Below are 26,334 nucleotides of genomic sequence, written 5' to 3' on the forward strand. Positions count from 1 at the left end.
TATAACAGAATGGGAATTGAATATTGCCTAACTTAAGGTCTTTTAAAAATCAAAATTATGAGCTACAACCAATTCAAAGCGCTACATGCGCAAGATCAACCTTTGTTATTAGGAAATGTTTGGGATGCTCATTCCGCTAAACTAGCAGAAAAAGCTGGTTTTCAAGCGCTGGGCACCTCAAGTCATGCCATTGCCAATGCAATGGGTTACGAAGACGGAGAAGAAATCAGTTTCGAGGAACTACTTTTTGTCGTGGAACGAATCATCGACTGCGTTAACATTCCGGTTTCCATCGATTTCGAATCGGGCTATTCAGATGACCCCATGGATGTCACAAGTTTTGTCATGGAACTATCCAAAGCAGGTGCTGCGGGAATTAATTTAGAAGATGGTCAAGTGATCAATGGAAAACGTGTTCTTGGCGATGCTGAATTATTGGCCGAAAAAATCAAGGCAATCAAAAATGAATGCAAAATATTTGTCAACGCAAGAATTGACACCTACACGACCAAACACGAAGAACCTTTGGAAGAATCCATTCGCCGAGCCCATATTTACCAAAAAGCAGGAGCCGATGGTGTTTTTGTTCCCTTGATTGAAACCCAATTGGACATAGAATTATTTGTTCAGGAAGTGAAACTTCCCTTAAATGTTTTCACTACTCCGAAATTACCGAGTTATGAGGATTTAGGCAAAATGGGTGTAAAACGAATTAGTCATGGAGCGAAACAATATGAGCTTTTGATGAAAAAATCGGAAAGCATATTTCAAGAATTCATGAAAACCAAGGACTACCAAAAAGTTTTAGGCAGTTAATTGGGTTCATGTTGATGGCAATAACCATTGACATTTTTGGTTATATGCTTACATCTTGTACCGGCTTTGGTGGTGCCTTTGCATTGTGTTGATAATGCATTGGCTCCTTTTGCTTCTCCTGATTTTATACCAAGTGAACCATTGGATTTAGTGGAAGCATTGGAACCCGAGGAAGGTTTGCATTGAGAACAGGGACTCAAACCACGTTTTTTGGCTTGTTCCACACTCATCGATTCCGATACATTTTTCACATAGCGACAAGTTGCAGTATGGTATTTTTCGCCCGAAGGCGTTTTGTATACCATTTGAGCAAATGCCGAAATAGATAAGCATAGAAAAAACGAAATCAAGAACATTCCCTTCATCAAACAATTGATTTTAAGCTTAGTAGATAGGAGCAAATATAAAAATTAAAATTAGAAAGTTTAGAAGATTGATTTTCCCTCTATCTTTACATCAAAACTTAGAATATGCCTTTAAAAGCCGTATTGTTTGATATGGATGGTGTCATTGTGGACACCGAGCCCTTGCATCGTAAAGCCTACTTTCAAATGTTTGAATCTTTTGGAGCCGACGTTAGTGCAGAATTCTATGCTAGTTTTGCAGGTGCTGCTACCAAAAAAGTTTGTCAAACTGTTATGGATTCTTTTGGGTTGAAAACAACAATTGAGGAAATGATGAACGTAAAAAGACAAGTTTTCAAAGAATTATTCTTCGGTGATCCCGACTTTGACCTTATTCCAGGAGTTCGAAAATTGATTGAACATTATCATGAAAACGGAATCAAATTGATCCTCGCTTCTTCCGCTTCACAAGTTACCATTGATATGGTTTTCGAGAAATTTGAATTGGATTCTTATTTTATGGGGAAAATCAGTGGTGCTGATTTAAAAGCATCGAAACCCCATCCCGAAATATTTCTATTGGCTGCTCAAATGGCCAATGAACCAAATGCAAACTGTATGGTCATCGAGGATTCCACCAATGGAATTTTAGCCGCTCATCGAGCAGAAATATTTTGTGCTGGATATAAGAGCGAGCATACCCATTTACAAGAATATTCGCTTGCCAATATCGTCGTTCATGATTTTGAAGAATTAAGAATCGAAAAGCTTCACTCCTATTTTCTGACCAATTCTTAAATGAACGTTAATCAGCGGTTTCTATTGGGGCATATCTAAAGTATTTTGTATGTTTGTCGCACTTCGATTATGAATTTGACAATAAACATAGTAGACTCCAATAATTCTATGACAATCTTGTCGTATCGATTGGATGATAAATTTATCAAAGATTCAAAAGAATTTATCACTTCGTCCCTGTCAGGGCTCTAGACAGGGAAAACTTCAGGTTTTTATACTTAATTTTTATGAAGTTCAATGCTGGACACTTTTGCCTATGAAATATAGTTTCATAGGGAGAGCCTCATCCAAAAGCTACAGATTGAATTCCAAAACAAAACCAAAAAAATGATGGAAAAAAATATCATTGTTACAACAGGAATTTACGATTTGATCAAAGAACAAATTAGAAGAAAACAAGTATCAAAAGAACAAGAAGAAAGATTGAACCACGAGTTAAAACATGCGCAACAAGTATTACGCAGAGATCTTCCAAATGATATTGTAACAGTCAATCGTCGTGTGACCATCAAGGATTTACAAACCCAAACAGAATCTACCTATAACTTTGTTTCAACCGGAAAGGAAAGAAGAAAAAAAGGAAAATACTCCATTATGTCGGAAATGGGAATTGCTACCGTCGGATATAAACAAGGAGAAACTATTTCCTGGCCTTTTGATGAAGGAACCAAGGAAATTCAAATACTAAAAGTAGAAATGCTTTAAATCAAATTGGTGGGATTATTCAATCCCACTTTTTTTTTAGTCTAATTTTTCCTGCTGTTCCCATTCTGCCAGCAAAATGGATTTGATTTGCGTAAATAATTCGTCTTTCGCTTCTGCAAAAGAAATCCCATATTTTCTTTGAATAGACGTAAATTCTTGAGGGAATTTCGCCAAAAGTGAATCGTAATAGTTGTCTAAAACATCATTTGACGGCATAGTGTAATGAATGCGTAGTTGAAACCTTCGCATCAAAGCAATATCCAAAACTTCCTGATGGTTCGTTGCACAAATCAACAAAGCCTTGTTGGGAAATCGATCGATCAATTGAATTAAATTGGTAACCAAACGGCGCATCTCACCTACTTCTTTGTCATCACTACCTCTTGATTTCCCGATATGGTCAAATTCATCCAAAAACAAAACGGCATGTTCCCTAGCTGCTTTGTCAAAGACTTGCTTGAGGTGTTGTGAGGTTTCCCCAATTCGAGAAGAAATTACATTGCTCAAATTCAAAATATAGATCTTCTTGTCCAATTTTTGTGCAATGGCTTTGGCGGTCATCGTTTTTCCACAGCCCGAACTTCCTTCCAATAAAATCTTATTGTTAACGGGCAATCCCAATTCAGCCAATTGTTCAGCATAGCGATTTTCACGTATCAATTGATCAACAGACGCTCTATTTTCGGGTGTTAAAACCACCTCATCGAGAGAAACTTTTTCAATGTCTTGAATCGCTAAATCAAATATGTTCATGGAAAACTAAAGCTATTTTAAAACGACAAATTTAGGTTTAATTCGTGGAATACTGTCGAAAAATCCCTTTATCGGTCGCGGTCCACAAAGCAGCTTTCTGATTGGCAGCTTTCAAAGCCGAATTTGCCCAAGTATTGCAGGTAAAGAAAATATTATAAGTTCGTTTGGCATCGTAAAACGAATCATTGTCGCCATACACCATATCGGTAGGAATTAAAACGGTTTTCTCGTTCTCATAATCAAAAGAATCTTTGATATAATTCACCAACAACTGATAGTTTTCCTTACTAATGGTCAATTTCTTACAAGATTCACTTTCAACCGGCTTTCGATAAAAGGTCACATGCATGGCGGATTCTCCTAACCAAAAAGCCGCATTAAAAGCTGTTCTAAACTTTAAATCGGCCCAAGTGGGCGTATCGAGATAAAATCCTTTATCACCCCAACCAAATGACGCATAATTGAAATTGGAATTTTGGGATTTGGTATGTTTGGTTGGTACAAGCGTCGTCCAATCCATGATGTCGTTTTTGATCGGACATACAATATCGGTATGAACACCATTAGTCAAAATATAAATAGTGATTTCATCTGCATCTTCCTGGTTCGCATTCACTGGAATTAAGGGAAAGACAAATACTGCCACTCCATATAAAAGAATAAGTCCGATGAAAACTAAAAATCCACGAAATATTTTTTTGCCAAGTTTTTTCAATGGGTTCGATTTAAGTTAGTGATTCTAATTTATGATTTTTAATTGTTGATTGTTGATTGCACTCCCTACTTCTAACTTTCTGTCATCTTTAGCATTTAACATTAAGAGGAGAATCGAAGTTTCGGAAAACTAAATGGGGTTCCTGAGCATTTGAGATTAAGAGGAGAAACGTAGTTTCGGAACATTAAAATTGGTTCCTGAGCTTGTCGAAGGGCAACTTCCTTCTTCCTTCTTCCTACTTCCTACTTCCTACTTCCTACTTCAAAATTAACACTCTGCAATATTCACCGCAATGGCCAATCCGCCTTCAGAAGTTTCTTTGAAGCGGTCGCTCATGCTTTGTGCGGTTTCCCACATGGATTGAATCACTTGATCAAGCGAAACTCTTGCTTTGGAGGGATCACTTTCAAGCGCAATATGCGCAGCGGTAATTGCTTTGATTGCACCCATGGAATTTCGTTCGATGCAAGGAATTTGCACCAAACCTGCAATGGGATCACAAGTCAATCCTAAATGATGTTCCATCGCAATTTCAGCAGCCATCAAAACTTGCGCAGGTGTTCCACCCATGATTTCGGTTAAACCTGCTGCTGCCATGGCTGATGAAACTCCTACTTCTGCTTGGCATCCGCCCATCGCTGCTGAAATGGTTGCATTTTTCTTGAACAAAGTTCCAATTTCGCCTGCAACCAATAAGAAACGGATGATCTTATCATCGCCAGTGAATTCGGTAAAGGCTTGCGAATACATCAAAACCGCTGGAATAACACCACTTGCTCCATTGGTGGGTGCAGTGATGATACGACCGAAACTTGCATTTTCTTCGTTGACAGCAAGCGCAAAACAGGCAACCCATTTGTTGATGAGTGTAAATGAGCCTTCTGTTTCAACGACCATTTGGTACCATTCGTCAATAGTTTGATAGGTTTTATCTCCGAGCAATTTTCGGTTCAAACCAGCCGCTCTACGCGAAACTTGTAATCCGCCAGGAAGAATTCCTTCCTTGTTAACTCCTTTGTAGATACATTCTTTGATGTGTTTCCAAATCGCTAAGGCTTCGGCATCGGTTTCTTCTTTGGTTCTCCAAGATTCTTCGTTGAGATAGACCAAATCCGAAAATCCTATTCCTAATTTTTCGGTATAATGCAAGACTTGACTTCCATGGTGACAAGGATACAAAGTTCTGACACAAATGGTATCGATGCCTACTTCTTCTTGGGTTGCGACAAATCCGCCTCCTACCGAATAATAATCTTGTTCGATCATGGAACCATCGGTAAACTTTGCTTTGAAAATCATCCCATTCGGATGAAAAGGAAGCGTGACTTGTTTGTTCAAAATCAAGTGATGACCATAAATGAATGGGATTTCTTTCTGTCCACCAAGATTCATGCGTTGAGAATCTTTGATCATAGCGACTTTCTCGTCGATTTTGGTCGTATCGATTTCTTTGAAATTTTCGCCCGAAAGCCCCAACATACCTGCGATATCGGTTCCGTGACCGATCCCAGTCTTCGCCAGTGAACCAAAGAATTCCACAAAAACTTCCTCTACCTCATCCAAACTACGTTCGCGTTGAATTTGATTTAAGAACATTTCTGCTGCATTCCAAGGTCCCATCGTATGCGAACTCGAAGGACCAATCCCTACTTTGATAATTTCAAAAACACTTATAGACTCCATCTTTGACTCGAATTGAACGTGTGAAATTAGTGTAAATCTACCGAGATTGCAAGTGAAGAATTTCAATTTGCTTTGAATGATGGGGCGGTATGTAAAATTAATAGCACTAATTTTGCACCCGCAAATACGCTAACTAATTGAGCGATTTGAATTTTTATGAATAGAGTGGGCAATTACCGTAGATTACTAGGCGTTACCAAAGACGCAAGCTTGAAAGACTTGAAAACCATTTACCGAAATCTGATGAAAGAAACGCATCCCGATCGGTTTATTGACGATGAGGAAGGGAAATTGGCTGCCGAAGAAAAAAGCAAAGGAATCATTGAGGCCTATCATTTCTTGACAAGCATCAACAAGGAAACCCACGAAAAGAATAGCGAGGAATACCAAGATACGATCACCAATTCGTTGATCAAGGATTTTTATTTTGAAAAGAAGGTCTTGGTGATTATCCATCAGAATGGTATTCAGTACGAATATTTGGGTGTGCCGCAAAATACCTATGTGAAGATGGTGAATGCTGATTCGGTGGGGAGATTTGCGAAACGTCATATCTATGGGAAGTTTTTGCATAGAAAAGCGATGAGTACGACAGAAGTTTAATTGTTGATGTCATTGCGATCCCTTTGTCATTGCGATCCCTTTGTCATTGCGATCCCTTTGTCATTGCGATCCCGATAACTATCGGGAGAAGCAATCTAAAGAAGCAATCCCTAACAAAATCTATTTGGGTGTGCCCCCGTCTCGTTTTAGGACGAGACGCGGTCGGGCTATCCGTTACAACTCCTCACCTACTTCGTCGTCTGCGGGGTTTCCACTACTATCCCTCACACGAGATAGGTTATAAATAATTCTAAGTAGAATTGATTGATAAATCTTAAATTCATCAAAATTTAATGAAATGATTAAAGCGCAATTCGATAGAGTTAAAAACTTACAATCCAAATATGGAAAAGAATATGATTTCAACATTTTTGTCTATAATAAAAAATGGAAAAAAACTCAAGATGAAATTGATGTAATCTTAATAGGTGACAATCCAGGTAAAAAAGAAGCGCTAAAAAACAAATTCTTCAATGGTGGAACAAAACCTATTATCAAACTTATCAAGAAGAACCTCAAAAAATCAAATCTCAAATACCTTGTCCTAAACAAATCAAACTATTTCACACCCAATACCGGGGAACTTGAAACCATATTAAAATCCAACTCTCACAAACTTTCAAAAGAAATAAACAAAGACATTCAAGCAAACGCTCAATTAGTTTTAGATATATGCGAGACAAATCCTAATGTAGAAATCATCCTATTTGGAAATATAAAAAACACCCTATCTATACAATTCTTAAAATCTTTCAAAGAAATAGAGAGAAATAAAATTATATATCTAAAACACCCAAGCTTCAATCATTTAGGAAATCAAATTGCTTTGCAATATTTAAAGGAGTTAAATGAAGAAAAACCTTCTCCAAACATTTTGGAACTTTTTAGAAAACTAAAAAGAAAATGATTTCTAAATAAAATAGCTTATTCCTAAAAAAGGGTTCAACTATAAAAAGTCAAACCCATCTGAAATATCTTTACACAAAATTTTGGACAGTGTCATTTTGGACAGTGTCAAATAACACCCCAAACTCCTTTACTCAAAGGAGTTTTTTTTATGAAATAAATTTTAACAAATCGCTACGATTACTCAACTCCTCGATACGATTACCTAACTCCTCGATACGATCACACAACTCATCACTTAGAAACCCTAACGAATCGCAACAAAATGAAAAAATTAACATTTAATACTAAACCTAAAAACCAAAACCCCACTTACAAAAGCAGGGTTTTGCAATTTATTAATCAAGACCCGTTGTGCATTATGAATTAGGATAAAAAAGTTGTTCATCTGATTGAAAATCAGTAAATTGTTTTAGTCATAAAACATTTACAATGAACAACTTAATTGCAAATTACGAAAGAAACCTAACGGAGTGGTTCGACGTAGTCAATTTTGGAAGTATTGAGAAAAATATCATCTGATACACTTTTGAGTTACCAAAGGAGATCTCCTCAAATGAAAGATTTAGAATTGATAAGTTTAGCTCTGACAGCAGAATTTATGGGGATTGACAGTAAAAATCATTTGTTTAGAAATCTCCCTACTTCACTCAAAACTAAAATAGAACGCAGTGTTTACAACCGTAGAAAAAGGAAATTGGCTTTTGAAATCAATGAAATTCGTCTGAAATTCGTCTGAAATTAGCACAACAATTTAATGAGTTTGAAGATTGTTTTATTGTGGACAGTATGCCGCTGGAAATATGTAAGATAGCAAGAAGTTCACGTTCTAAGATATGCAAAGAGCAAGATTATTGTTTTCCAAACAGAGGTTTCTGTGCCTCGCAGCAAATGTCTTTTTATGGATACAAACTTCGCGCAGTATGTTCTGTAAGTGGAGTTTTTCAAAGCGTGGACATAAGTCCTGCATCAGTTCACAATATCCACTTTCTAAAGGACATAAAAAAATTTCCCTTGAGGATAATAAGCTCTTGCCAATTCTTCCACTTGAAAACCACCTTGAGCTAGAGCTTCTAAAAAGGGGTCATCAATTTTTGAGTTGGGGTAATCCGATTGAATAGAAAAGAATAGTTTATTCGAGCATTCAAACCCCATTTTAAAGCGAGATTTGGTTAATATGTTTTTCATTATAAAGGCTTATAATTGGTCAAATTACACTTTTTCAAGAAAGAACACAAAGAATGCAATTATACCTCATCCATCCTTAAGAGAAGCCGTAATTAGGCTTTAGAATAGCAATTTTCTATTTCGCCTTAACAAAACCATCTAAAGAGAACCCCATTTTACTCGAAAAATTCATCTGTTTACTCAATTATTCAAAGAATTTAAAAATACCTACGATCCTACCTTTACATTTGACTCAACAATTGAAATAAACAGAAATAAACACAATACAAAACTTTAAAATTCAAACAGATGAAAAAGAATTTAATAATGATGATTTGCCTAGGAGCAATGACTTTATTTAGCTGCAATAATGCTGGGTCAGGAAATGATTCTGCAAACTCTGCAACTGATAATACCAATAACTCAACAGAAACAACAGCAAACGGAATGAAAAAATACGAAGACAACCACTTAAGTTTTGAATACCCTTCAGATTGGGAAGTTAAAACCATTACTATTGAATCTAATTTCAATAATGCAACTGGATACCGATTATTAAACTCTATCGGTGAAGAAATTTTCAATTTTTCTATCGATGAGCCATTTGCATTCACGTTAGGAAAAGCAAGCTTAGAAGAATTTTTAGAATATAACAATCCAGACAATTACGAGGTTCTTAGACAAGAAACGTTTACAACTCAATCGGGTGAAACAGGATTTTACTTTGAGTTTGGTAGATCTGATGAATATACCCACCAAACTAACATTCTATTACCTACAGGTTCAGAAGTTAAAGGATATGAAATTAACGGTATGCTCCCTGTAAAAGATGGTGTATATCGTGCACATATTCAAAGTGAAGATTTATTGAGTGTATTGAAAAGCTTAAATATTAAAGCGAAATAAAATACTTTCTGATTAGCATTCATTTCAAATTCTAACTACCAAGTGCCTGTCTCATGGTTTATTTAAGACGGTGCATTTGGTAGTGTTTTAGTTTTATAAGGCCATGAAAAAACGAATTCCATTTCTAATAACTCTTTTCTTTATGATCATTTCATCTACTACACATGCTCAAAAATCAAATTATTGTGACGCATTAAAGGAACAATTTTATCAAGCCGTTAAAAACGGATATCTCTCTGGAATAGATTATACCTATTACAAATTATTAAGTATATGCGATGTCAGTTTATTTGAAACCAATCAAGTCTCAGAGGCTTTTGGTTCAAAAGGATATCAACTTCAAATGAATCCAGATTTAACCTATCGCGTTGTAGGCTATACTGAATCTATAGCGAATTCTAATTTGGATCCTATAACATTCGATCAATTAGAACAAAATCATCCCATTCGTACAAAATACACAACAGTTCAAGATTTTTTGAAAAGTTTACAATTGGATTTAGATGATTTACCATTAGAACCGCATTTTATTCCTGGATTACATGCTGCTTGGATTCATCAATACGGCGGAGACAAGGTGATACATATAGATCAAAATGCCATTTTGATATCACACGACGGACAAAATTTACCTCTTGAATACGGAGGAAACGGATTATTTGTATCCAATCAAGAAAATAGAACTTGGGTGTACAAAATAGAACCCGTTGATCAAACCAACGTTAGAGTTCGAAAAATTATAGACGAAATTGGAGAAGCTACTCTTATCAATTTCGAGGATAAACATTCATATATTGTCGTTACTGACCTTCAAACAGAGGATTACGATAGGAATAAAACCATTTATGATTCCCATGGAAAACCTTTAGAACGTGGCTTGAGCCAAGTGATTTTGAATCCGGTTTCAGAAACTCTAATTATTCAGAAGGAAAGTAACCAAAAACTGGTTGATAAATCTTTAAAAACACTTTTCGACAATGGCTTTTACATTTTTGAAATCGTCAAAAACGACGTACCCTATTTTATAGTAGAAGATCATGATGATAATCGCGATATTATAGATTTAAAGGGAAAGGTGATACTTTCATCAAAAGAATATTCTAGCATTAATATCAATCAAACTCCCTATGCAATAGTTAGAAAAAACAAATTATACGGAGTTATTGACTACACTACTGGTAAAGAATTAATTCCTTATCAAAATGAACGTATACGTCAATTAAGACCTGGCATTCTATATTGGAAAAACGAGAACGAATTCATAATTAGTGATGAAAACAATCAAACCCTAAGCCGTATTCAAGCAACCAACATCGCAGAACTTCATGATGGTGCAACGCTATACATTAAAGCAGCAAATGACGACAAAAAACTGGGCATTTACACTGTTTTTGGTGAAGAGATTTTACCAATGGAATATGATGAAATAGCATTCAAAAACCAACTTGGAGGCTGTTTGCAAGTGAAGAAGGGATCTGAAGAATTTATAACTGATATGAAAGGAAAAAAAACTAGTCTATAATGAAAAACATAATCTATACTCTAATAGCCATGATGATATACAATACTTCTTTAGGTAAGTCCACAGAAGGTAAATATTGCCCTATTTATAAAGAAGAACTTAAAAAAGCTATTGAACGAGAAGATATCGCTAACATTAAACACAAATACCGAGTATATCTATACGCTTGTGGTGTCGTGGAAGAAAATATAAAAACCCAAATACACGATATTTACAACAAACACGGATTTCAATTTTCATGGAAAGACCAGGAAGAGTTTCATGTATTTAAAACAACAGAAGTAGCTGCACCCGAAAATTTGGGTAAATATGAGATTTTACAAAATGCTTGGGAAGCCCAACTAGGCATCATAAAGAAAGATAGCATATCGTATTTAATTAATAAAGATGGTGAGATATTATTAGAAAATGTAGATTACATTCAAATTATCGATAAACATCTTCTACCTTATTCCTTAGTACATACTTTAGATGGTAAAAAACATATTTATTCTCCAGAAGGATTTCCACTAATTAATGGGAAAAATTTAAATTCTATTACCATTACAGAACCACCACATGCCATTCTTATTGATGCAGAATTTTACTGGACAGTATTTGACATGCAGAATCAAGACACCATTTTACCTTATACAAAAGACCCTATTCAACATATTTATAGCGGTTTTTTTGCTATTCAAAAAGATGGTGCTTGGGTGATTTATGATGAAAAGAAAAACGAAACTGCTAGACTCGCTGGAAATAGATTACGAACTCTTTTTAGAGGTGCACTTTTAATAGAAAATGAAGAAGGCAAAAAAGGTGTTTATAATGTATTAGGAAAAGAATTAATCCCGCCAATTTATGACCGAATTGAATTGGATTATTTAACTAATAAACTTGATTTATTTAAAGAAGGTATAAAAACGACTCAGGAACTGTTTTAATATACCATTGAATCTAGAGCATTTTCAAGGGTTCGTTAGAAAAATTTAAGTGTTCACTCACTAAACTAACTCAAATAGGATTACAACCCTTAAGGATAATATATTTGAGTAAATCAATTACATATTCCATCATGAACAAATTATTCAATTTTTTAAATAAAGCGGTTAAAGAAGTTCAAAAATTTGAACAGAACCCTAACCTTCCTAGAAACTTAGGATTCGCAAAAACCATTACCATTGACAAAATGCCTTCTTCTACAGAAGAATTCATACAATTAAGAAATCAATTTGCAACGACTCCTGAAGGTGCTGCTGCAATATTCCTGTTGGCTTCCATAAAGCTCGTTGAAAATAATCAAATGGGTAGACATTGGGTTATTATTGCGACCGATAAAAATGGATTATCGCCTTCTCAATCCGAATTGGCATACAAGGGATTTGATTTAGCACATTCAGCAAATTTTTCAATCAATCAAATAAAAGACAAAAAATACATTCCCTATTCGTATGTGAAAGGAAGTTCGCTTTCTAATGGCTACGAAGTTGGTAATCCGCCGTATACTTTTCAAATTGAAAGATCAACGGATGGAGGTGACGGAACAGTGAAAGTATACATACAATCATCTGGAGTTGACACAGCACGACCTATAACTTGCAAAAAAAATGATGCTGGTGTGTGGAAAGCATTTGAATATTCAAGCATTTTCACCGGTATAAAAACACCAGTACTAAAATCTAGAGGTGCTGAAGATGGCGATTTTTAAACTTACACAGAGCAAAAATGCAAAGGATATTAGAAGATTATAAGATTTATTATCAAACCCGAGCAAAAAGATATCTATATCATCCGCATTTCCAAAGATTAGCGCAAGCTGAACAAAATCTTTCGGATGCAATGGCATCATGTGAAGACCTCAATCATCCACCTACGGGTTTTCAGGAATTAGCACAAGCAACCGGGATAGCACAAGCTCTAGATATGGCAAGCTATAAAGCGCAATTTTACTCATCAATTGATGAAAACCTGCTTGCTGATGGTTATCAAGAGTTATTTGATTATATCCAAGAACAAACCCATTCCATTGCCCCCATGGAGCTCATGGGTATTCATGCAGAAAAAGAGCAAGTCATTAACCTAAAATTTGGAGAAGATCAATTGCATAGAATTCACTTTTTAAAAATTCTAAGCAAGCTAGAAGAAATTGAAATTTACGAAAATGCTAAAGCTTCATCCAGATACGAAAGTGAACTACACGAGCTCGCCAAAACCCTAAAAAAGGATATATTGGATTCCTTAGAATGGGAACGTATTGAAGCTAGAAAATACTATCCTGAATTCAATTTCAACTGGAATATTCTATGGGAGAAAAGACATAGAAAGCATATTTCTCTACCCGATTTAGTTTTAGAAAAAAGAATTCAGCAACTCAAAAACCTGCAATAATTATACTAAATGGATACTTCAATTAAAGATAGTACTCTTCAAATTTATAGAGATTTATTTCAAGAATGTAAATCAAAAAATAAGGTTAATACCAAGTTTGAAGAAATGCAAACATATTTGGATCGAATGGAATATTTAGGTAACATCCATACGGATATTGCCTCTTTTCAAGGCGCTTTATTACAAGAAGATTTATTTATGAAATTTAGCCTAGCCTATGCAGATTTTTTAGCAGAAAGCTATACGGCTCCTTCAGGGCAATCGATTGAAGAAAATGACAGAAGGCTTCTCAATCAAAACCTGGATGCCCTACGTAATTCATTACAATCTATTGAAGAACAACAACAAGTAGCCCTTAAAAAAATTCAAAATAGTACAGTAGATTCAGAAAAAAGAAAAGACATTCTTCAAAAATTAGCCATTGAACAATTTCACCAAACGGATAGAATAAAAAAAGACATCCATAACTTAATCGAATTAGGAATGTCTTCTGAAAATTATCCTACTTATTTACGGATACAAATTGAAATAGGACTAGATAAAGCCATAGAAGGAAGTACGATCATAAAGGAAAATTATGCAGAAGAATATGAATTGGCAAAAATTCAAAACCTTTCACCCTATCATATAAACCGCAGCCAAAAAATTTGGGAATCCTATTTAACATTATCTGAAAAAGCTCCATTGGGTTATCCAGAATCTATTGACATTGAATTGGATAGAAAACGTATAGAACACGAATTTCAGCCTTTCATATCGCAATGGCAGGCAATTACAGAAAAATGGACTAGTATCTTACTGAATTTATCCTATTGGGCCGCATCTCAAACTTCTCGTGCACCATATGTTGAACCATGGGTTATAATTCCTTCTATGGACAATAGAAAAGAAGCGATAGAATTTACTAAACACACCGGACCCGGGACCCTTCAACAAGAAATTCGTCAATTAAAGGAAAATTTTGACATGGATTTTTATGACATTTTTGCTCATGAAACCTTTATTCATGCGATTCAAGATAATAGAATTGAATTTTCTCAAGAATTGGTAATCCATTTAATTCAAGATGTATTTCCGAATTGTAATCCGAATCAATTTTTACCCAATGAAATTATCCAAAAAAATCAGGCCATTTTCGAAGCCAAAAGATATTATAAACCCGGTGAGTCTTTTTCTCAATTAGCCTATAAAGAGTGGTTTATTCAAAAACATGGAAAAGACACGTGGCAAATTTTAATGAATGAAACCGAGAATGATCAATATTATAAACATTCCATTGCTGAGCACTGGCAATATGAAACATTTTTAAATAGTATCCAATCATGAGCTTATTCCAAAAATTTAAATCCCAATTTAGAGATATAGTTCAATGGGAAGATAACACCCAAGATACTTTAGTCTATAAATTTCAAAGAGCAGATACCGCATTAAAGAACGGATCTATCTTAACCGTTCACCCCAGCCAAAAAGCCATACATGTTTTTGACTGATCTCAAGCGTTGGGATTTTCAATTCAACAGCCCTTGGGTATTTGAATTATACTTTTTTTAGCACCAAAGTATTCTCTGGATATTGGGGTTCAACCAACGAACAAGGGATTTACATGAATTGCCAAGAAATGGGCGATGTGTATTTCAGAACAAACGGCGGATATTCCTTTCGAATACAAGATCCTGTTCGTTTAATGCAGCAATTATCTGCAAGCGAAGATAAATACGCATTGCATGAATTTGAAAAACAGTTGAATCTTAAATTACTAATTGCGGGTAAAGTTGAAGAAATGCTGTAGAAGGATGTACATATTGATCAATATAACGTTTGGTAGATTTCCAGGTATTGTAGTTACTTAAATAACCTGATCTTTGGTTGAGTAATTTGTCAAAATAATCAATGAAACCAATATTTAATTTCCTATTATCTGCAATCTTATATTTTCCTTGAATAAATTCAGCTTCTCTGATTGATTTGATATTTTCTGCTAAAGCAAAATTCTCTTTATTTTCTCTTTTTTCATCCGCAGTCTTTGGCTGATCTATCAAGTATAAATTTATATACTCGAACTCTAAAAAATGCTTAATTTTACCATTCAAATCTTTGGTCGAACCTTTATAAAATTCTAAATCCAGACTAAGTTTACCTGATTTAAGCTTTTTCTTTTTAAGACTTATTTTTATTTTGGGGTGTAATTATTACATCTTATTTCGAGTTCACAATTTGGAGATGTAATTTGGGTGTAAGAAATTGCCTAACAACATCCCAAAATGTGCTAACAAATATATGGCACAAAAACGCAATAATTACAATTAGAAGCACTTAGCAAGCACTTAGTGTCACTTATCAACACTTCTACTTCCCAATACAGAAAGTGACAAACTCTCTATTTATAAGACCTATAGAGGAATGAGGTGTAGTATTGGTGTAGCAAAAATTGTAAAAGTTTAACATTTTATATAGTATTTTTAAAAATCTACTTAAATCTAATATTAACTATATTTTGATTTACAAAGAAAATACAATAATTGAATAGAATAGGTTTTTTCTTCTTTTCAATGTAATTTTATAGATGAAATAATAGAAACAAAAATGAAAAAAATAGATATTAAAGTTTAGAATATTTAGACCAAATTGATCAAGCGTCTTTTAATCAACCAAAAATTATTTATAAACACAGTACACCTTGTGGGTTATGCGATATTATTTGGAATATAATAAAGGAAAGCGATTTTGAGCTGAATTATTTAGATTTATTAACGTATAGACCAATATCTAATGAAATTTAACGTCGTTACAATGTTCAACACGAATCACCACAAATCTTAATTATTAAAGATGGGAAGTGTGTATAATGCATCACATCGTAAAATAAAAAATGAAGAAATTCAAAAGCAATTAGATCAATTAGTTAGTTTGTAATGTATCAACATTGATTATTATATTAATAGTGCAATATATGGCACTAATTGATAACAGTTATTTTCAAAACTTATATTCAATCTTAAAAAGTGCAATTAGTTGCACTTTTCTTGTTTTATATTATATTTATTCCTAAATTTACTATAAAAGTGCATTATATGACACTATTATTAATTGAACAGATAAAAGAACGTCGCAAAGTTTTAGATATTACACAAGAAACATTGGCTGATATTTCGGGTGTTGGCTTACGAACGTTAAAGCAATTTGAAAGTGGTAAAGGTAATCCTACATTAGAGACATTGCAAAAGTTGTGCGATGCTTTGGGTATGGAGATTAAATTAGAAATTAAGACGATTCAATAATGAGAATTGCTCATATTTTGTATAAAGGTGAAAAGGCAGGAGTTTTGACTCAGTTAGATAATGGTAGTTTTCATTTTAAATACAATGAAAATTGGTTGTCTGACGAATCTAAACCTTCAATTAGTCTAACCTTACCTAAAAGTCAAATCGATTTCGAATCGGATACTTTATTCCCGTTCTTTTATCATTTACTGCCAGAAGGAGTAAATAAACGAATGATATGTAGAACGTATAAGATTGATGAAGATGATGCCTTTGGTATATTACTACAAGCATCAAAAGTTGATACCGTTGGTGCAGTAACAATAGAAAGAATGTAAAATGAAATTTGAATTAAATTATTGTCCAGGCTCATTAAAAGAAAATTTTAGTACGTATAGTCCAAACGTATTGAAAAAGATGTTTGATGGCAGAAAAGTAAATCCAATTTTAAACTATACTTCACCAGCTGATCGAAAAGATAAAAACAGTTTTAATCAAAATCAAACGCATATTTCAATTTCAGGATTTCAAGAAAAATATTCGCTTATTCTTGAAGGAAATGAATTACGATTAACCAATGAAAACGAAAGTGGACAATATATTCTTAAGCCACTTTCTGATTTACCTAAAAATAGTGAATTTGCACCAGCAAACGAGCATTTAACGATGCAAATAGGGAAACAAATTTTTAAAATTGAAACTGCTGAAAATGCGTTAGTATTTTTTAAAGATGGAAGCCCAGCTTATCTTACAAAACGATTTGATTATGATGTTGCAGGGGATAAATTAGCTGTAGAAGACTTTGCTTCCTTATTAGGGAAGTCGCCTGCGAAAGACGGGGAACAATATAAATATGAAGGAAATTATCTTCAATTATTTGATGCTTTAAAAAAATATGTACCTGCGTGGAAGGTAGAAGCTCCAAAGCTATTTACTTTAGTTGTTTTTAATTATCTATTTTCTAATGGAGATGCACATTTAAAGAATTTTTCTTTAATAGAAACGAAACAAGGTGATTTTAAATTAAGCCCAGCTTATGATTTACTAAATACTAAAATTCATATAGAGGATTCGGACTTTGCTTTGAAAGAAGGTTTATTACCAAAACCAATTTCGAAAGGTAAAGTAATTGATCAATTATTGGTGTTAGGTGAAAAAGCTGGAATGACGAATAAATCAATTCTTAAAGTCATACAGAATTTATCAACTAAAGAAGACAAAGTAAAAGATTTAATCAATAAATCTTATCTACCTGAGAAGTTGAAACGTAATTATTTACAAAGTTATCAGCGTAGACTGAAACGTTTAAATATGAATATAATTAACTAATATCAAATGTCCGTTATTCTATACAAATTATAAGATTTTGTATGAAATAACGGACGTTTTAAGTTGTATAATCTGTTCGTATTGGTGAAGAATTTTATTATATCAAACATCCAAAATCACTTTCTGCAACAATGTTTGTGCATCGGTATAGAATGGTACGTCTGTTTTCGAAAAAACAGTTGGTGGTAATGTTCCAAATTCGGACATATTTGTCAGTGGCACCAAAACTATTTTCGCACCGTTTTCAGATAAACTTGAGACACGATTGTGTAGGCTTCCCCTTTTCAGTACGCATCAAAAATACTAATTTGGACATAATTTTAGGTTCATTTTTCTTTGAATGACATCTTTTTTATTTTCATTTGAAATTCTATACTTCACAGGACTCATTCCAGCCAAAGCATCGTGAGGTCTATCATGATTATAATCTTCTACCCATTGGTGAGTAATTTCTCTTACTTCATTTTAGATCAGCAAACAAATAAGCATCCTAAACACCCTCTCTGTAGGATTTATTAAACCGCTCAATAAGTGAGTTTTGAGTAGGTTTTCCGGGTTGTATATACGTGAAGGATATATCATTTACTTCACTCCATGTTTGAATCAGTTTGGCTATGAACTCCGGTCCGTTATCCATCTGTATAGATTCTGGTTTGCCGTAGCGATTAACCAGTCTTCTGAGTATCCAAGTCACACGACTGCTCTTGATGGAATAATCCACCTCTATGTGGAGAACTTCGCGGTTGTAATCGTCTATGATGTTGAAGGTTCGTATTTTCCTGCCGTTTTCCAATGCGTCACTCATAAAGTCCATGCTCCAACCTTTGGTAAAGGCCTCGGGAATGATCAAGGGTTGCTTTACTCTTTCGATTTTCCTCTTTTTCCCTTTACGGCGCATAGGCAGACCTGCTTGTTTGTAAATCCTGTGCAAGCGTTTATGGTTGACTTTTTCTCCTTGATTACGAATGCGGAAATAACTCTTCCAAAAACCTTCTTTTGGATGATGTTCACTCAGTTCCATTAGTTTTTCGTATAAAAAACTATCGTCTTTGATGCTTTGATAAGAAAAACTACTCCTGCTGATGTTCATGAGTTGACACACCCTGCTGATGTCCGTCTGCGTGTAAGCTTCCCATAATTAAAATTACATTTTCTTTAGAAAACACTATCTTAAATTATATAACTAAAATGTCCACTTTTTGCTGACGATTTACATATTTTAGTATGATTTTAATTATATTAAATATAGATTTAAAAACTAGCGTAACTATACACATGTTGATACACTTGTATACTTTTTAAGCTGACTTCTTCATCTGAATATTTATCCTCAGGTAACCAAAGTAATTTATCGTAAATCGTTGTCTTCACAGCTGAACGGATTTCTCTACTTTCCTTCCAGTTTGGGATATTTAATTTCTCTTTTTGTAGCGTTTCCAAGGTTTCCTTTGCCACTTTTTTAACGGATTCCTTCTCCTCTTTACTCAAGTCTTTTCCTTGCACTAAAAGATCAAAAATAGATAAACTTGGTTCATCCAAATTTTCATGAAAGGCTCTTCGTTCTTCTACAGATAATGCTTGAACAAATTGTGTTAATCGCTCGAAACTTCGGTTCAATTCAATTTCAGACTTACCGTTATTGTATTCTTCTACAATCTCTTTATAAAGCTCATAGAACTCTAAGCGCAAGGGGTTCTGTGCTAACATTCTTTGCAGCTGTTGTTCTACTGCCTTATTGAGATCGTATACCAGCTCATTCTTTCGAGTTGTCTTTTTAAAAGCCTCTTGTAAGGCTGTTAAATTAAACTTCGATAAATCAATATAGTTATTGGTCGGTTCTGCGAGGGTATCAATACTGATGCTTTCATTGACTATAGACTGCAAACGCATGATCACTTCCGTAACATCGGCAGATTTGATTTTTACATTTAATTTATTATAAAGCGCATCAATCGCATTGTATTCTCTTACGAATTGCTTGGCTGCTTTTTCTGGAAACAAAGCTTTGTATTTTCTAAATACATTTCTTGCAGAAATTTCGAATTTTGTTTTTGTTTCTTCATTCCTGCAAATGGCATTAATACCCGTATTGATAGCCGCAATTTTACCCATCGCAGATGCTTCAATCAGCGTATTTAATTCAAACCCTAATTCAGAAAGCATTGTCTTAACCTCTGCTATTGCCTGCTCTATTTCCTTAGCCATGGATTCCAATTGCTCAAAAGGTTTTTCTTCCTTCTTTTCTCCTTGTCCTCCTTTTTCACCTTCTCCATAAATAGCATAGGCTTTTTCTAATTGCTGGTAAACGTTTCCATAATCTACGATTAGTCCATTTTCCTTCTCGTCATCGTACACACGGTTTGCTCTTGCAATTGTCTGCATTAAGGTATGTCCTTTGATGGGCTTATCTAAATAAACCGTAGAAACACATGGCGCATCAAATCCTGTAATCCACATTGCACAAACTATCGCCAAACGGAACGGATTTTCTTCGTCTTTAAATTCTTTTTCAAGGTTACGTTCTACCATTTTTCTTCGGTGCGATTCAATATCCAAATTCATTTTCTTGAACTTGTCTACTTCGTTTTGCTCCGAACTCACCACCACGCATACCTCTGTTCCCGAAACCAATTGATATTTACGCTCTAATTCTAAAGCTTCTTGTGGGTCAGATGCTTTTTGTATTTGTGATTTTAATTCCGCTAAATAATCGGGCCAGTACTCCATGATGTAATCATACATGCGCACGGCTGTTGGCTTATCTAAAGCAACAAACATGGCTTTACCTTGATAACCACGATCATTAAAGTGCCAAACCAAATCTTTGGCTATCGCACGTAGTCTTTGCTCGGATGTTAAAATAGGATATTCCTTTTTAAACAAATAAGCCAATTTCTTTTGTTGGTCTTCATCTAAATCTTCAGACTCCAACACTTCAGCCATTTGTTCATCCAAAGCAGGGTTTTCAATGTTTAAGCGTTCCCCTCTATTCAAATACTTCAAAGGCAAAGTTGCTTCGTCTTCAATTGCTCGTTTGAAATCATACACCGAAACGTATTCCCCAAAGATGTTCTTGGTTACTTCTTCTTCATCTTTAATAATGGGTGTTCCCGTAAACCCAAGATAAGACGCATTCGGCAAACCGTAAAAACGCATATTTCTTGCATATTTACCGCCTTGTGTACGGTGCGCTTCATCCGAAATGACAATTATATTCTTACGATCTGTAATCAAAGGATATTCGGTTTCTAATTCTGGATCGATAGAAAACTTATGAATGAGTGAAAATACGTAACGATGATTATCGGAAAGTAACTCACGCAAGTGATCACGTCCTGTCATTCCCGTTTTCTTTCCGGCAATCACGTTCTTGTTATTAACGATACCTACGCCTGAAAATGTATCATAGGCTTGATTTTCCAGTTCGGTACGATCTACAACAATCAAAAAGGTGTAGGCTCCTCCAAATTTTCGATGTATTTTTTCGCATAAGAAAACCATCGAATAGGTTTTACCCGATCCTTGTGTATGCCAATAAACCCCTAATTTACCTTCTAAATCTTCAATGTTTTTGACATTGTCCAACACACGATTCACTCCAATAAACTGGTGGTTCTTCGCCATCAGTTTAACGATATTTCCGCTGCTATCATCAAACAGTAAGAAGTTTTCGAAAATGTCCATTAAATGAATTGGCGCACAAGTACCGCGAAGCATGGTATCTAAACTCACTTCCCCTTCTGCTTCCTCTGTGATACGTTTCCAATCCAAAAAGTATTTGTACGGACTGGTTACCGTACCCACTTTAGAATCGGTTCCATTGGAAAGAATCACAAAAGCATTGTGGTAAAACAAATGCGGAATGGTGTCTTTGTAATCTTTAAAGTTGTCCTCATACGCCGAACGTAAATCAATAGCGTGTGACTTGAGCTCAATAAACACCAATGGAATACCATTGACAAAACCAATCACATCTGGGCGTCTGTTGTACAATTCGCCTGAAACTTCCAACTGACGAACAGCCAAAAACTCATTATTGCTATAATCTTTATAATCAAAAACGCGCAAGGTCTTCTTTTCCGTTTTTCCTTCATTGTTAGTAAACGAAACCTCAACGCCGTTTTTTAAGAGCTGATACTTACTTTTATTTTGTTGTGCTAAGTTCTTCCCAGCCTCTTTCTGAACGATCTTTTCAATTGCACGTTTATAGGCCAAATCTGGTAATCCAGGATTATAACGCTCTAAAGCTTTCTGCAACGAACGTTCCAATACTACTTCAGTTTTATTATCACGCCCCAACAAACCATCCTCGCCAAAGGTCTCATTTTGCCAAGCCATTACAACTTGCCAACCTAATTCGCGCAATACATCTTCCGTTGCTTGCTCGATTAATTGATCTTCTGAGTATTCGTAGGACATGTTAGTTGGGTTTTAATAATTGAGAATAAAATTTATTAATATGCTTTTTATTATCATCGAAATAATTATAATCTGCACCTTGCCATTTTTGACGATAGTGTTGGTATCTAACATTTAATTCAAAGAATGAATTAAATCTGGATGGATTTAAATATACCCCAAAGTTCTTCCCTTTTCCAAAATGCCAATTACCTAAATTTTTCAATACAATATAATAAGCATATAATTGTCTCTTTAAATCAGTTTCATTCTTCAAATCATCTAATGTAGAATACTTCGACAAAAATTGATTGAAAATATTTTGAAAATAATCTTCAGAAGTTTTAAAATTGTCAATCTCTATCAACTTCGATAAGAATCTTTTATTTCTAATTAAATGAAAATCATCAGAATTTTCACATACGATGATTTTATGTGTATCATTATAGTCTTTAACTTGATAATAGTCGGTAAGCATTAAGGTTCCCCATATATTATCTGATATTTTCTCATTATCCTCTGACGTTAGTTTTTGGAAGTTAGAAAATAGAAGTGTAAACTTGTTTAAATCAAAATCTAAAGGGTTAAATACATCAAATGATTTTAAGTGTTCAAACTCGTTAGAATTATCTACAAAATAAGAAAACTGAAGAAGTGGACTTATCTTTCCTTTAAGTATATTGTTATCTTCAGCATTCCAAAATGCAGATTCTAAATGCTCTCTATTTTGATTTTGCAAGTAAATGGAAAATTTAAAATGTTCTTCAGGAGTCAAAAGTGATTTTGAAACACTACCTTTTTCTAGTTTAATAACTTTTGTAATGTCATCATCTTCCTTCAACAAATTATCAACTAATTTAATTGCATTAATTACTTGCTTATTAATGGTTTTAGTAATGGTTTTGTCATGTGTTAAATTGCTTAAATATCTAAATAATCTAAAAACATTTTGATTGTTAACCTTTCTATTTGTTTCAAGTAATTTATTTACATAATGTAAAATTGGAATAAATTTAAAGCAATCAATCTGACTTAAAACTTTGTTTGACGGAGAAAGCCATTCTTTTGTAATTAAGTTATCACAAATCGAATCGTATTTGATAAGAAAACTTTTATCAGCATCATATACCTTAAATAAATATTCTAAAGCTTTAAAATATTTTTCGATTTTTTCAATTGAAAAATAAGCCTTGTCTAAATGTATCTTTTCACCTTGTATAAGGGTAATTATAGATTTAGTAAATGATTTATCATCAATCTTCTCATCTTCATCCGTATCAAAATCATTGTCACGCAAAGTCATCTCAATAACTTGAATCCATCTCAAAAATTCATTAAGACCTACATCAGAATTTGAATTTGATTCACTTTTATTTCGATGTTTCCAAAAGAAATCTTGCCATTCTTCCCATTTTTTACCATACTCAAAGATATTAGCATCATCAAACATCAATGCTGCCTTATTTTCTTCATTTTTAGATAATGCTTCACCTCGAGCATTCATCGTAATATAAAGTTCTTCTCCTTGATTAGTCGCCTCTGTTTTAAAATGATAAAACTTAATATTATTCAATATAAACGCAAAGTACTTTTCTTTACGAGCTTGAAATTTTGAATCAATTATTTTCAAAGCTTGAATCATTGACAAAACAGTAACGTCTTGTTTAAAATCATTGAGCATCCAACTCGCCTCATTTCTTAAAATCAGTCTTAATTTTTCAAGAGAATCAACTTTTGAAATAAGATCTAATATAAAAATATGCGTTAGATTTCGAACTTTATAATCAAATGCAATCTGTTGATAATCTTCAAAACGTAATGCGTCTTTAAAATCCTCTAATCTTTCTTCTTTTAATGCGGTATAAAATAATAATAAAAATAAGGTCGTAAAACGTTGTTGACCGTCTATTAGATTTTCATCTAAAAAACGTTCGTAATTATAGTTTACATAACTTGGTTTGTAAGTATATAAGAAACCTACATTTATTTTTAATGATGATTCAGGATTTCCACACACATCACACGAGTCACCTATTTTATCAATAATCGAATCTAAAAAACGATTCAATACATCGGGATTATTACCCCATACGTATTCTCTTTGTATTTCAGGAACAATAAAGTTATTTTGGGATAATAAAAACAATAAACTTTGTTCTTTAAGCTGCTGGTTCTTCATATTCCTCTTTTTTAATTCCAAAAAATACTCTCAAGCTCTCTTCAATAGATTTGCAATTATTTTCGACATCTTTAAATGTCCATTCATTTAAATTAATCACTTCTGTACGACCCTTTACGAATAAATTCAAAGTATGTTGTCTCACATACTCGCCATTCTGAACATTATTTATCACTGAAGCTCGCTTATCGATATAATAATCATTTCCAAATCCACGATTAATCGAATAATGTAACAAGACTAAATTCCCTATTGCATTAATTGGTGTTAATTGATGAATTTTACTTTCCAATTCTTTTAAAATTTCTTCTTTTTCAAGATCAGATTTCTTTTTCCATTCTTTTTCTTGATAGGGAAATAAATCTCGTTTATCTAATTTAATTAAATACTGCTCAATAGCTTGGAAGTCATTAGTAGAATTTTCCAGCTCTTTTATGTTCTTTGGAGTACAAGGATAAATATGTTCTTTATCTTCTTTGTTTTTTTTGAAATGATTAGGTGATAAAAATCTATAATTTTCATTTGAAGATATTTCAATGACATCTAATAAAACCAAAAATTCTTCTAAACGATTCGATTCATACCAATTGGTTTTGTTTTCTCCTTCGTAATTTAAAATTTGTTCACTCCAATAACTAAAACCTGGTTCACCTTTATTCTCAGAACGGAACACTATTTTTTCTATGTCTTTCCTCAATTGAGTTTTGAATGATTCACGATTAGATTCGTTCTCATTCCATAAATCATAATATTTTTTAAAATTAAAATTTCTTTGATTATTAGCTAAATAACCTAAATAGTGATAAATAGCTCTATCTGAGAACCAATCTACCAATGTTCTATGTAGTATTATTAACTCTTTATATAATACTAATGCTGAAATTGAAGTATTTTCAAACAACTTCAATTTTAATACATCTGCCTTTGTACTTGCCCATAGTTTGTATAATATATTGATAGGATTTATATCCTCATTAAACTCGATTGTTTCTTGACTATCTAATTCTAATTTGGCAAACGGTTTGTAAAAGTTTTTTACATCTTTAGAAGACCACCATTGATTTAATTGATCTAATTCCCACCCTATTCGTGTTCTTTTTTCATTCATTCTTACAATATCTTTTATAGAATCTTGATTAAATGAAATCATTTCTTCTTTAGCTACACGAGTGATAATAATAGCCCTTACCAAATCGGCGCCATCTAATGGTACTTTTCCGGTATTCAAGTTCATAAAAAGTTCTTGCTCTTTGATATTGGAGTGTATTTCGTTTACGATGAACTTTACATTTTGTACGAATTTTTCTCTAAATCGATCAAGATTGATATGATGTTCCTTAATTGTTTTATCTATAGTACAAATAGCAGAATACATATAATAGATATCTTGATGATCAAAATCTAACGCCTCAAAATCGGAACAAAATGAATCAAAGTTTTCAGATTGTAAAATAGAAAGGATAAATTCTTTAGATTCATTTTGAATCTTTTGCATAAAAACATTCGAACTCTCCCTTACAGCATATATAAACTTATCTTCTAAATAATCTTGCATCCCTAAATAGCAAAATAATAAATAAGTAGTTGTTAGCCTTTGCTGACCATCCACTACATGGAGAATATTTTTATCGGCAACAGAAGGATATAATGTTATATTTTGTAAGCAATAAAACAAATCTTCTTTGTCATCCGTCTCAAATGAATTGATATCTAAGATTAATTGACAAATCTGCTTTTCATTCCACTTATATCCACGTTGATATTCAGGAATTTTATATTTTCTATCCTTTAAGTAAGTTGTATATACTTCTTTAGTACTATATATTAACTCCGCCATAATAGTTCATTTTCATAAGTAATAGTTTTTTGGTTAGTTTGTT

The 26,334-nt window shown here is 33.6% G+C and carries 26 protein-coding genes and 2 pseudogenes; 17 read left to right on the forward strand and 11 right to left on the reverse strand.

The features are described from left to right. The first annotated feature begins 57 nt into the window (after positions 1–57). On the forward strand, positions 58–816 hold the full coding sequence (locus tag ABID46_RS10190) for an isocitrate lyase/PEP mutase family protein (RefSeq protein WP_354509722.1): 759 nt from the start codon (positions 58–60) through the stop codon (positions 814–816). Here the strand turns inward: ABID46_RS10190 and ABID46_RS10195 are convergent. Beyond that, on the reverse strand, positions 813–1,181 hold the full coding sequence (locus tag ABID46_RS10195) for a DUF5763 domain-containing protein (RefSeq protein WP_354509798.1): 369 nt from the start codon (positions 1,179–1,181) through the stop codon (positions 813–815). The two genes, ABID46_RS10190 and ABID46_RS10195, sit on opposite strands and share 4 nt — an antisense overlap. 105 nt (positions 1,182–1,286) lie before the next feature. Between ABID46_RS10195 and ABID46_RS10200 the strand changes: the two genes are divergently transcribed. Further along, positions 1,287–1,958 carry an HAD family hydrolase gene (locus tag ABID46_RS10200; RefSeq protein ID WP_354509724.1) on the forward strand — a complete coding sequence of 224 codons (672 nt, stop codon included), beginning with the start codon at positions 1,287–1,289 and terminating at the stop codon, positions 1,956–1,958. Positions 1,959–2,285: 327 nt separating this feature from the next. Next, the gene (locus ABID46_RS10205; protein ID WP_354509726.1) at positions 2,286–2,663 is read left to right on the forward strand and encodes a GreA/GreB family elongation factor; all 378 of its coding nucleotides are present in this window, start codon (positions 2,286–2,288) and stop codon (positions 2,661–2,663) included. Between the two features lie 36 nt (positions 2,664–2,699). Here ABID46_RS10205 and ABID46_RS10210 read toward each other — a convergent pair whose 3' ends face one another. From ABID46_RS10210 to ABID46_RS10220, 3 genes are all read right to left on the reverse strand, one after another. After that, positions 2,700–3,416: an AAA family ATPase gene (locus ABID46_RS10210; RefSeq protein ID WP_354509728.1), complete on the reverse strand. Its 717-nt coding sequence runs from the start codon at positions 3,414–3,416 to the stop codon at positions 2,700–2,702. Between the two features lie 37 nt (positions 3,417–3,453). Beyond that, positions 3,454–4,131 carry a TIGR02117 family protein gene (locus ABID46_RS10215; RefSeq protein WP_354509730.1) on the reverse strand — a complete coding sequence of 226 codons (678 nt, stop codon included), beginning with the start codon at positions 4,129–4,131 and terminating at the stop codon, positions 3,454–3,456. Between the two features lie 267 nt (positions 4,132–4,398). Further along, positions 4,399–5,814 carry an L-serine ammonia-lyase gene (locus ABID46_RS10220; protein WP_354509732.1) on the reverse strand — a complete coding sequence of 472 codons (1,416 nt, stop codon included), beginning with the start codon at positions 5,812–5,814 and terminating at the stop codon, positions 4,399–4,401. Positions 5,815–5,970: 156 nt separating this feature from the next. Between ABID46_RS10220 and ABID46_RS10225 the strand changes: the two genes are divergently transcribed. The 3 genes and pseudogenes from ABID46_RS10225 to ABID46_RS10235 all read left to right on the forward strand — a co-directional run. Further along, entirely contained in the window at positions 5,971–6,417 is a 447-nt protein-coding gene (locus tag ABID46_RS10225; RefSeq protein ID WP_354509734.1) for a KTSC domain-containing protein, read from the forward strand. 298 nt (positions 6,418–6,715) lie between these two features. Further along, entirely contained in the window at positions 6,716–7,324 is a 609-nt protein-coding gene (locus ABID46_RS10230; RefSeq protein WP_354509736.1) for a hypothetical protein, read from the forward strand. Between the two features lie 431 nt (positions 7,325–7,755). Next, positions 7,756–8,325 (forward strand): annotated as a pseudogene (locus tag ABID46_RS10235) (transposase family protein); the annotation flags it as partial. Here ABID46_RS10235 and ABID46_RS10240 read toward each other — a convergent pair. Continuing rightward, a complete protein-coding gene (locus ABID46_RS10240) occupies positions 8,314–8,511 on the reverse strand; it encodes a hypothetical protein (RefSeq protein WP_354509808.1) in 198 nt (65 codons plus the stop codon). The pseudogene ABID46_RS10235 and the gene ABID46_RS10240 sit on opposite strands and share 12 nt — an antisense overlap. A gap of 288 nt (positions 8,512–8,799) precedes the next feature. Here ABID46_RS10240 and ABID46_RS10245 point away from each other — a divergent pair, with 288 nt between their 5' ends. From ABID46_RS10245 to ABID46_RS10275, 7 genes are all read left to right on the forward strand, one after another. Then, complete coding sequence (locus ABID46_RS10245) at positions 8,800–9,396, forward strand: PsbP-related protein (protein ID WP_354509738.1); 597 nt, start codon at positions 8,800–8,802, stop codon at positions 9,394–9,396. Positions 9,397–9,499: 103 nt separating this feature from the next. Continuing rightward, the gene (locus ABID46_RS10250) at positions 9,500–10,918 is read left to right on the forward strand and encodes a hypothetical protein (RefSeq protein ID WP_354509740.1); all 1,419 of its coding nucleotides are present in this window, start codon (positions 9,500–9,502) and stop codon (positions 10,916–10,918) included. Beyond that, positions 10,918–11,844 (forward strand): hypothetical protein, encoded by a 927-nt coding sequence (locus ABID46_RS10255; RefSeq protein WP_354509742.1) that lies wholly within the window; start codon positions 10,918–10,920, stop codon positions 11,842–11,844. The genes ABID46_RS10250 and ABID46_RS10255 overlap by 1 nt, the downstream gene beginning before the upstream one ends. Positions 11,845–11,975: 131 nt before the next feature. Then, a complete protein-coding gene (locus ABID46_RS10260) occupies positions 11,976–12,608 on the forward strand; it encodes a DUF6935 domain-containing protein (RefSeq protein WP_354509744.1) in 633 nt (210 codons plus the stop codon). Between the two features lie 17 nt (positions 12,609–12,625). After that, positions 12,626–13,288: a hypothetical protein gene (locus ABID46_RS10265; RefSeq protein WP_354509746.1), complete on the forward strand. Its 663-nt coding sequence runs from the start codon at positions 12,626–12,628 to the stop codon at positions 13,286–13,288. Between the two features lie 9 nt (positions 13,289–13,297). Further along, positions 13,298–14,614, forward strand: coding sequence for a hypothetical protein (locus ABID46_RS10270; RefSeq protein WP_354509748.1), 1,317 nt, complete (start codon positions 13,298–13,300; stop codon positions 14,612–14,614). A 205-nt stretch (positions 14,615–14,819) separates the two neighbouring features. Continuing rightward, positions 14,820–15,077 carry an SPFH domain-containing protein gene (locus ABID46_RS10275; RefSeq protein ID WP_354509750.1) on the forward strand — a complete coding sequence of 86 codons (258 nt, stop codon included), beginning with the start codon at positions 14,820–14,822 and terminating at the stop codon, positions 15,075–15,077. On the opposite strand, the gene ABID46_RS10280 is transcribed toward ABID46_RS10275, so the two are convergent. Continuing rightward, on the reverse strand, positions 15,037–15,462 hold the full coding sequence (locus tag ABID46_RS10280) for a hypothetical protein (RefSeq protein WP_354509800.1): 426 nt from the start codon (positions 15,460–15,462) through the stop codon (positions 15,037–15,039). The two genes, ABID46_RS10275 and ABID46_RS10280, sit on opposite strands and share 41 nt — an antisense overlap. 447 nt (positions 15,463–15,909) lie before the next feature. Here ABID46_RS10280 and ABID46_RS10285 point away from each other — a divergent pair. The 4 genes and pseudogenes from ABID46_RS10285 to ABID46_RS10300 all read left to right on the forward strand — a co-directional run. Next, positions 15,910–16,134 (forward strand): annotated as a pseudogene (locus ABID46_RS10285) (monothiol bacilliredoxin BrxC family protein); the annotation flags it as partial. A 225-nt stretch (positions 16,135–16,359) separates the two neighbouring features. Next, positions 16,360–16,566 (forward strand): helix-turn-helix transcriptional regulator, encoded by a 207-nt coding sequence (locus tag ABID46_RS10290; protein WP_354509752.1) that lies wholly within the window; start codon positions 16,360–16,362, stop codon positions 16,564–16,566. Further along, on the forward strand, positions 16,566–16,886 hold the full coding sequence (locus tag ABID46_RS10295) for a HipA N-terminal domain-containing protein (protein ID WP_354509754.1): 321 nt from the start codon (positions 16,566–16,568) through the stop codon (positions 16,884–16,886). Before ABID46_RS10290 ends, ABID46_RS10295 begins: the two co-directional genes overlap by 1 nt. Position 16,887: 1 nt before the next feature. Then, positions 16,888–17,877 (forward strand): type II toxin-antitoxin system HipA family toxin, encoded by a 990-nt coding sequence (locus ABID46_RS10300; RefSeq protein WP_354509756.1) that lies wholly within the window; start codon positions 16,888–16,890, stop codon positions 17,875–17,877. Positions 17,878–18,180: 303 nt separating this feature from the next. Here the strand turns inward: ABID46_RS10300 and ABID46_RS10305 are convergent, their stop codons facing one another. The 5 genes from ABID46_RS10305 to ABID46_RS10325 all read right to left on the reverse strand — a co-directional run bounded on the left by ABID46_RS10305 (position 18,181) and on the right by ABID46_RS10325 (position 26,291). Then, positions 18,181–18,327: an integrase core domain-containing protein gene (locus ABID46_RS10305; RefSeq protein WP_354509802.1), complete on the reverse strand. Its 147-nt coding sequence runs from the start codon at positions 18,325–18,327 to the stop codon at positions 18,181–18,183. Between the two features lie 40 nt (positions 18,328–18,367). Next, positions 18,368–18,967, reverse strand: a complete 600-nt coding sequence (locus ABID46_RS10310) for a DDE-type integrase/transposase/recombinase (RefSeq protein WP_354509758.1) — start codon at positions 18,965–18,967, stop codon at positions 18,368–18,370. Positions 18,968–19,128: 161 nt separating this feature from the next. Beyond that, entirely contained in the window at positions 19,129–22,296 is a 3,168-nt protein-coding gene (locus ABID46_RS10315) for a type I restriction endonuclease subunit R (RefSeq protein WP_354509760.1), read from the reverse strand. A 1-nt stretch (position 22,297) separates the two neighbouring features. After that, positions 22,298–24,454 (reverse strand): DUF262 domain-containing protein, encoded by a 2,157-nt coding sequence (locus ABID46_RS10320; RefSeq protein ID WP_354509763.1) that lies wholly within the window; start codon positions 24,452–24,454, stop codon positions 22,298–22,300. Next, positions 24,435–26,291, reverse strand: coding sequence for a DUF262 domain-containing protein (locus tag ABID46_RS10325; protein ID WP_354509764.1), 1,857 nt, complete (start codon positions 26,289–26,291; stop codon positions 24,435–24,437). Before ABID46_RS10325 ends, ABID46_RS10320 begins: the two co-directional genes overlap by 20 nt. Positions 26,292–26,334: the final 43 nt, after the last annotated feature.

The sequence above is a fragment of the Moheibacter stercoris genome, assembly GCF_040545805.1.
GTDB classification, from domain to species: Bacteria; Bacteroidota; Bacteroidia; order Flavobacteriales; family Weeksellaceae; genus Moheibacter; species Moheibacter stercoris.

Coding starts and splice junctions, on each gene's coding strand:
- ABID46_RS10290 (WP_354509752.1), top strand. CDS start 16,360: ATGACACTATTATTAATTGAACAGATAAAAGAACGTCGCAAAGTTTTA.
- ABID46_RS10210 (WP_354509728.1), bottom strand. CDS start 3,416: ATGAACATATTTGATTTAGCGATTCAAGACATTGAAAAAGTTTCTCTC.
- ABID46_RS10190 (WP_354509722.1), top strand. CDS start 58: ATGAGCTACAACCAATTCAAAGCGCTACATGCGCAAGATCAACCTTTG.
- ABID46_RS10300 (WP_354509756.1), top strand. CDS start 16,888: ATGAAATTTGAATTAAATTATTGTCCAGGCTCATTAAAAGAAAATTTT.
- ABID46_RS10310 (WP_354509758.1), bottom strand. CDS start 18,967: ATGAACATCAGCAGGAGTAGTTTTTCTTATCAAAGCATCAAAGACGAT.
- ABID46_RS10260 (WP_354509744.1), top strand. CDS start 11,976: ATGAACAAATTATTCAATTTTTTAAATAAAGCGGTTAAAGAAGTTCAA.
- ABID46_RS10315 (WP_354509760.1), bottom strand. CDS start 22,296: ATGTCCTACGAATACTCAGAAGATCAATTAATCGAGCAAGCAACGGAA.
- ABID46_RS10225 (WP_354509734.1), top strand. CDS start 5,971: ATGAATAGAGTGGGCAATTACCGTAGATTACTAGGCGTTACCAAAGAC.
- ABID46_RS10220 (WP_354509732.1), bottom strand. CDS start 5,814: ATGGAGTCTATAAGTGTTTTTGAAATTATCAAAGTAGGGATTGGTCCT.
- ABID46_RS10205 (WP_354509726.1), top strand. CDS start 2,286: ATGATGGAAAAAAATATCATTGTTACAACAGGAATTTACGATTTGATC.
- ABID46_RS10200 (WP_354509724.1), top strand. CDS start 1,287: ATGCCTTTAAAAGCCGTATTGTTTGATATGGATGGTGTCATTGTGGAC.
- ABID46_RS10255 (WP_354509742.1), top strand. CDS start 10,918: ATGAAAAACATAATCTATACTCTAATAGCCATGATGATATACAATACT.
- ABID46_RS10195 (WP_354509798.1), bottom strand. CDS start 1,181: ATGAAGGGAATGTTCTTGATTTCGTTTTTTCTATGCTTATCTATTTCG.
- ABID46_RS10240 (WP_354509808.1), bottom strand. CDS start 8,511: ATGAAAAACATATTAACCAAATCTCGCTTTAAAATGGGGTTTGAATGC.
- ABID46_RS10245 (WP_354509738.1), top strand. CDS start 8,800: ATGAAAAAGAATTTAATAATGATGATTTGCCTAGGAGCAATGACTTTA.
- ABID46_RS10325 (WP_354509764.1), bottom strand. CDS start 26,291: ATGGCGGAGTTAATATATAGTACTAAAGAAGTATATACAACTTACTTA.
- ABID46_RS10270 (WP_354509748.1), top strand. CDS start 13,298: ATGGATACTTCAATTAAAGATAGTACTCTTCAAATTTATAGAGATTTA.
- ABID46_RS10250 (WP_354509740.1), top strand. CDS start 9,500: ATGAAAAAACGAATTCCATTTCTAATAACTCTTTTCTTTATGATCATT.
- ABID46_RS10265 (WP_354509746.1), top strand. CDS start 12,626: ATGCAAAGGATATTAGAAGATTATAAGATTTATTATCAAACCCGAGCA.
- ABID46_RS10320 (WP_354509763.1), bottom strand. CDS start 24,454: ATGAAGAACCAGCAGCTTAAAGAACAAAGTTTATTGTTTTTATTATCC.
- ABID46_RS10230 (WP_354509736.1), top strand. CDS start 6,716: ATGATTAAAGCGCAATTCGATAGAGTTAAAAACTTACAATCCAAATAT.
- ABID46_RS10295 (WP_354509754.1), top strand. CDS start 16,566: ATGAGAATTGCTCATATTTTGTATAAAGGTGAAAAGGCAGGAGTTTTG.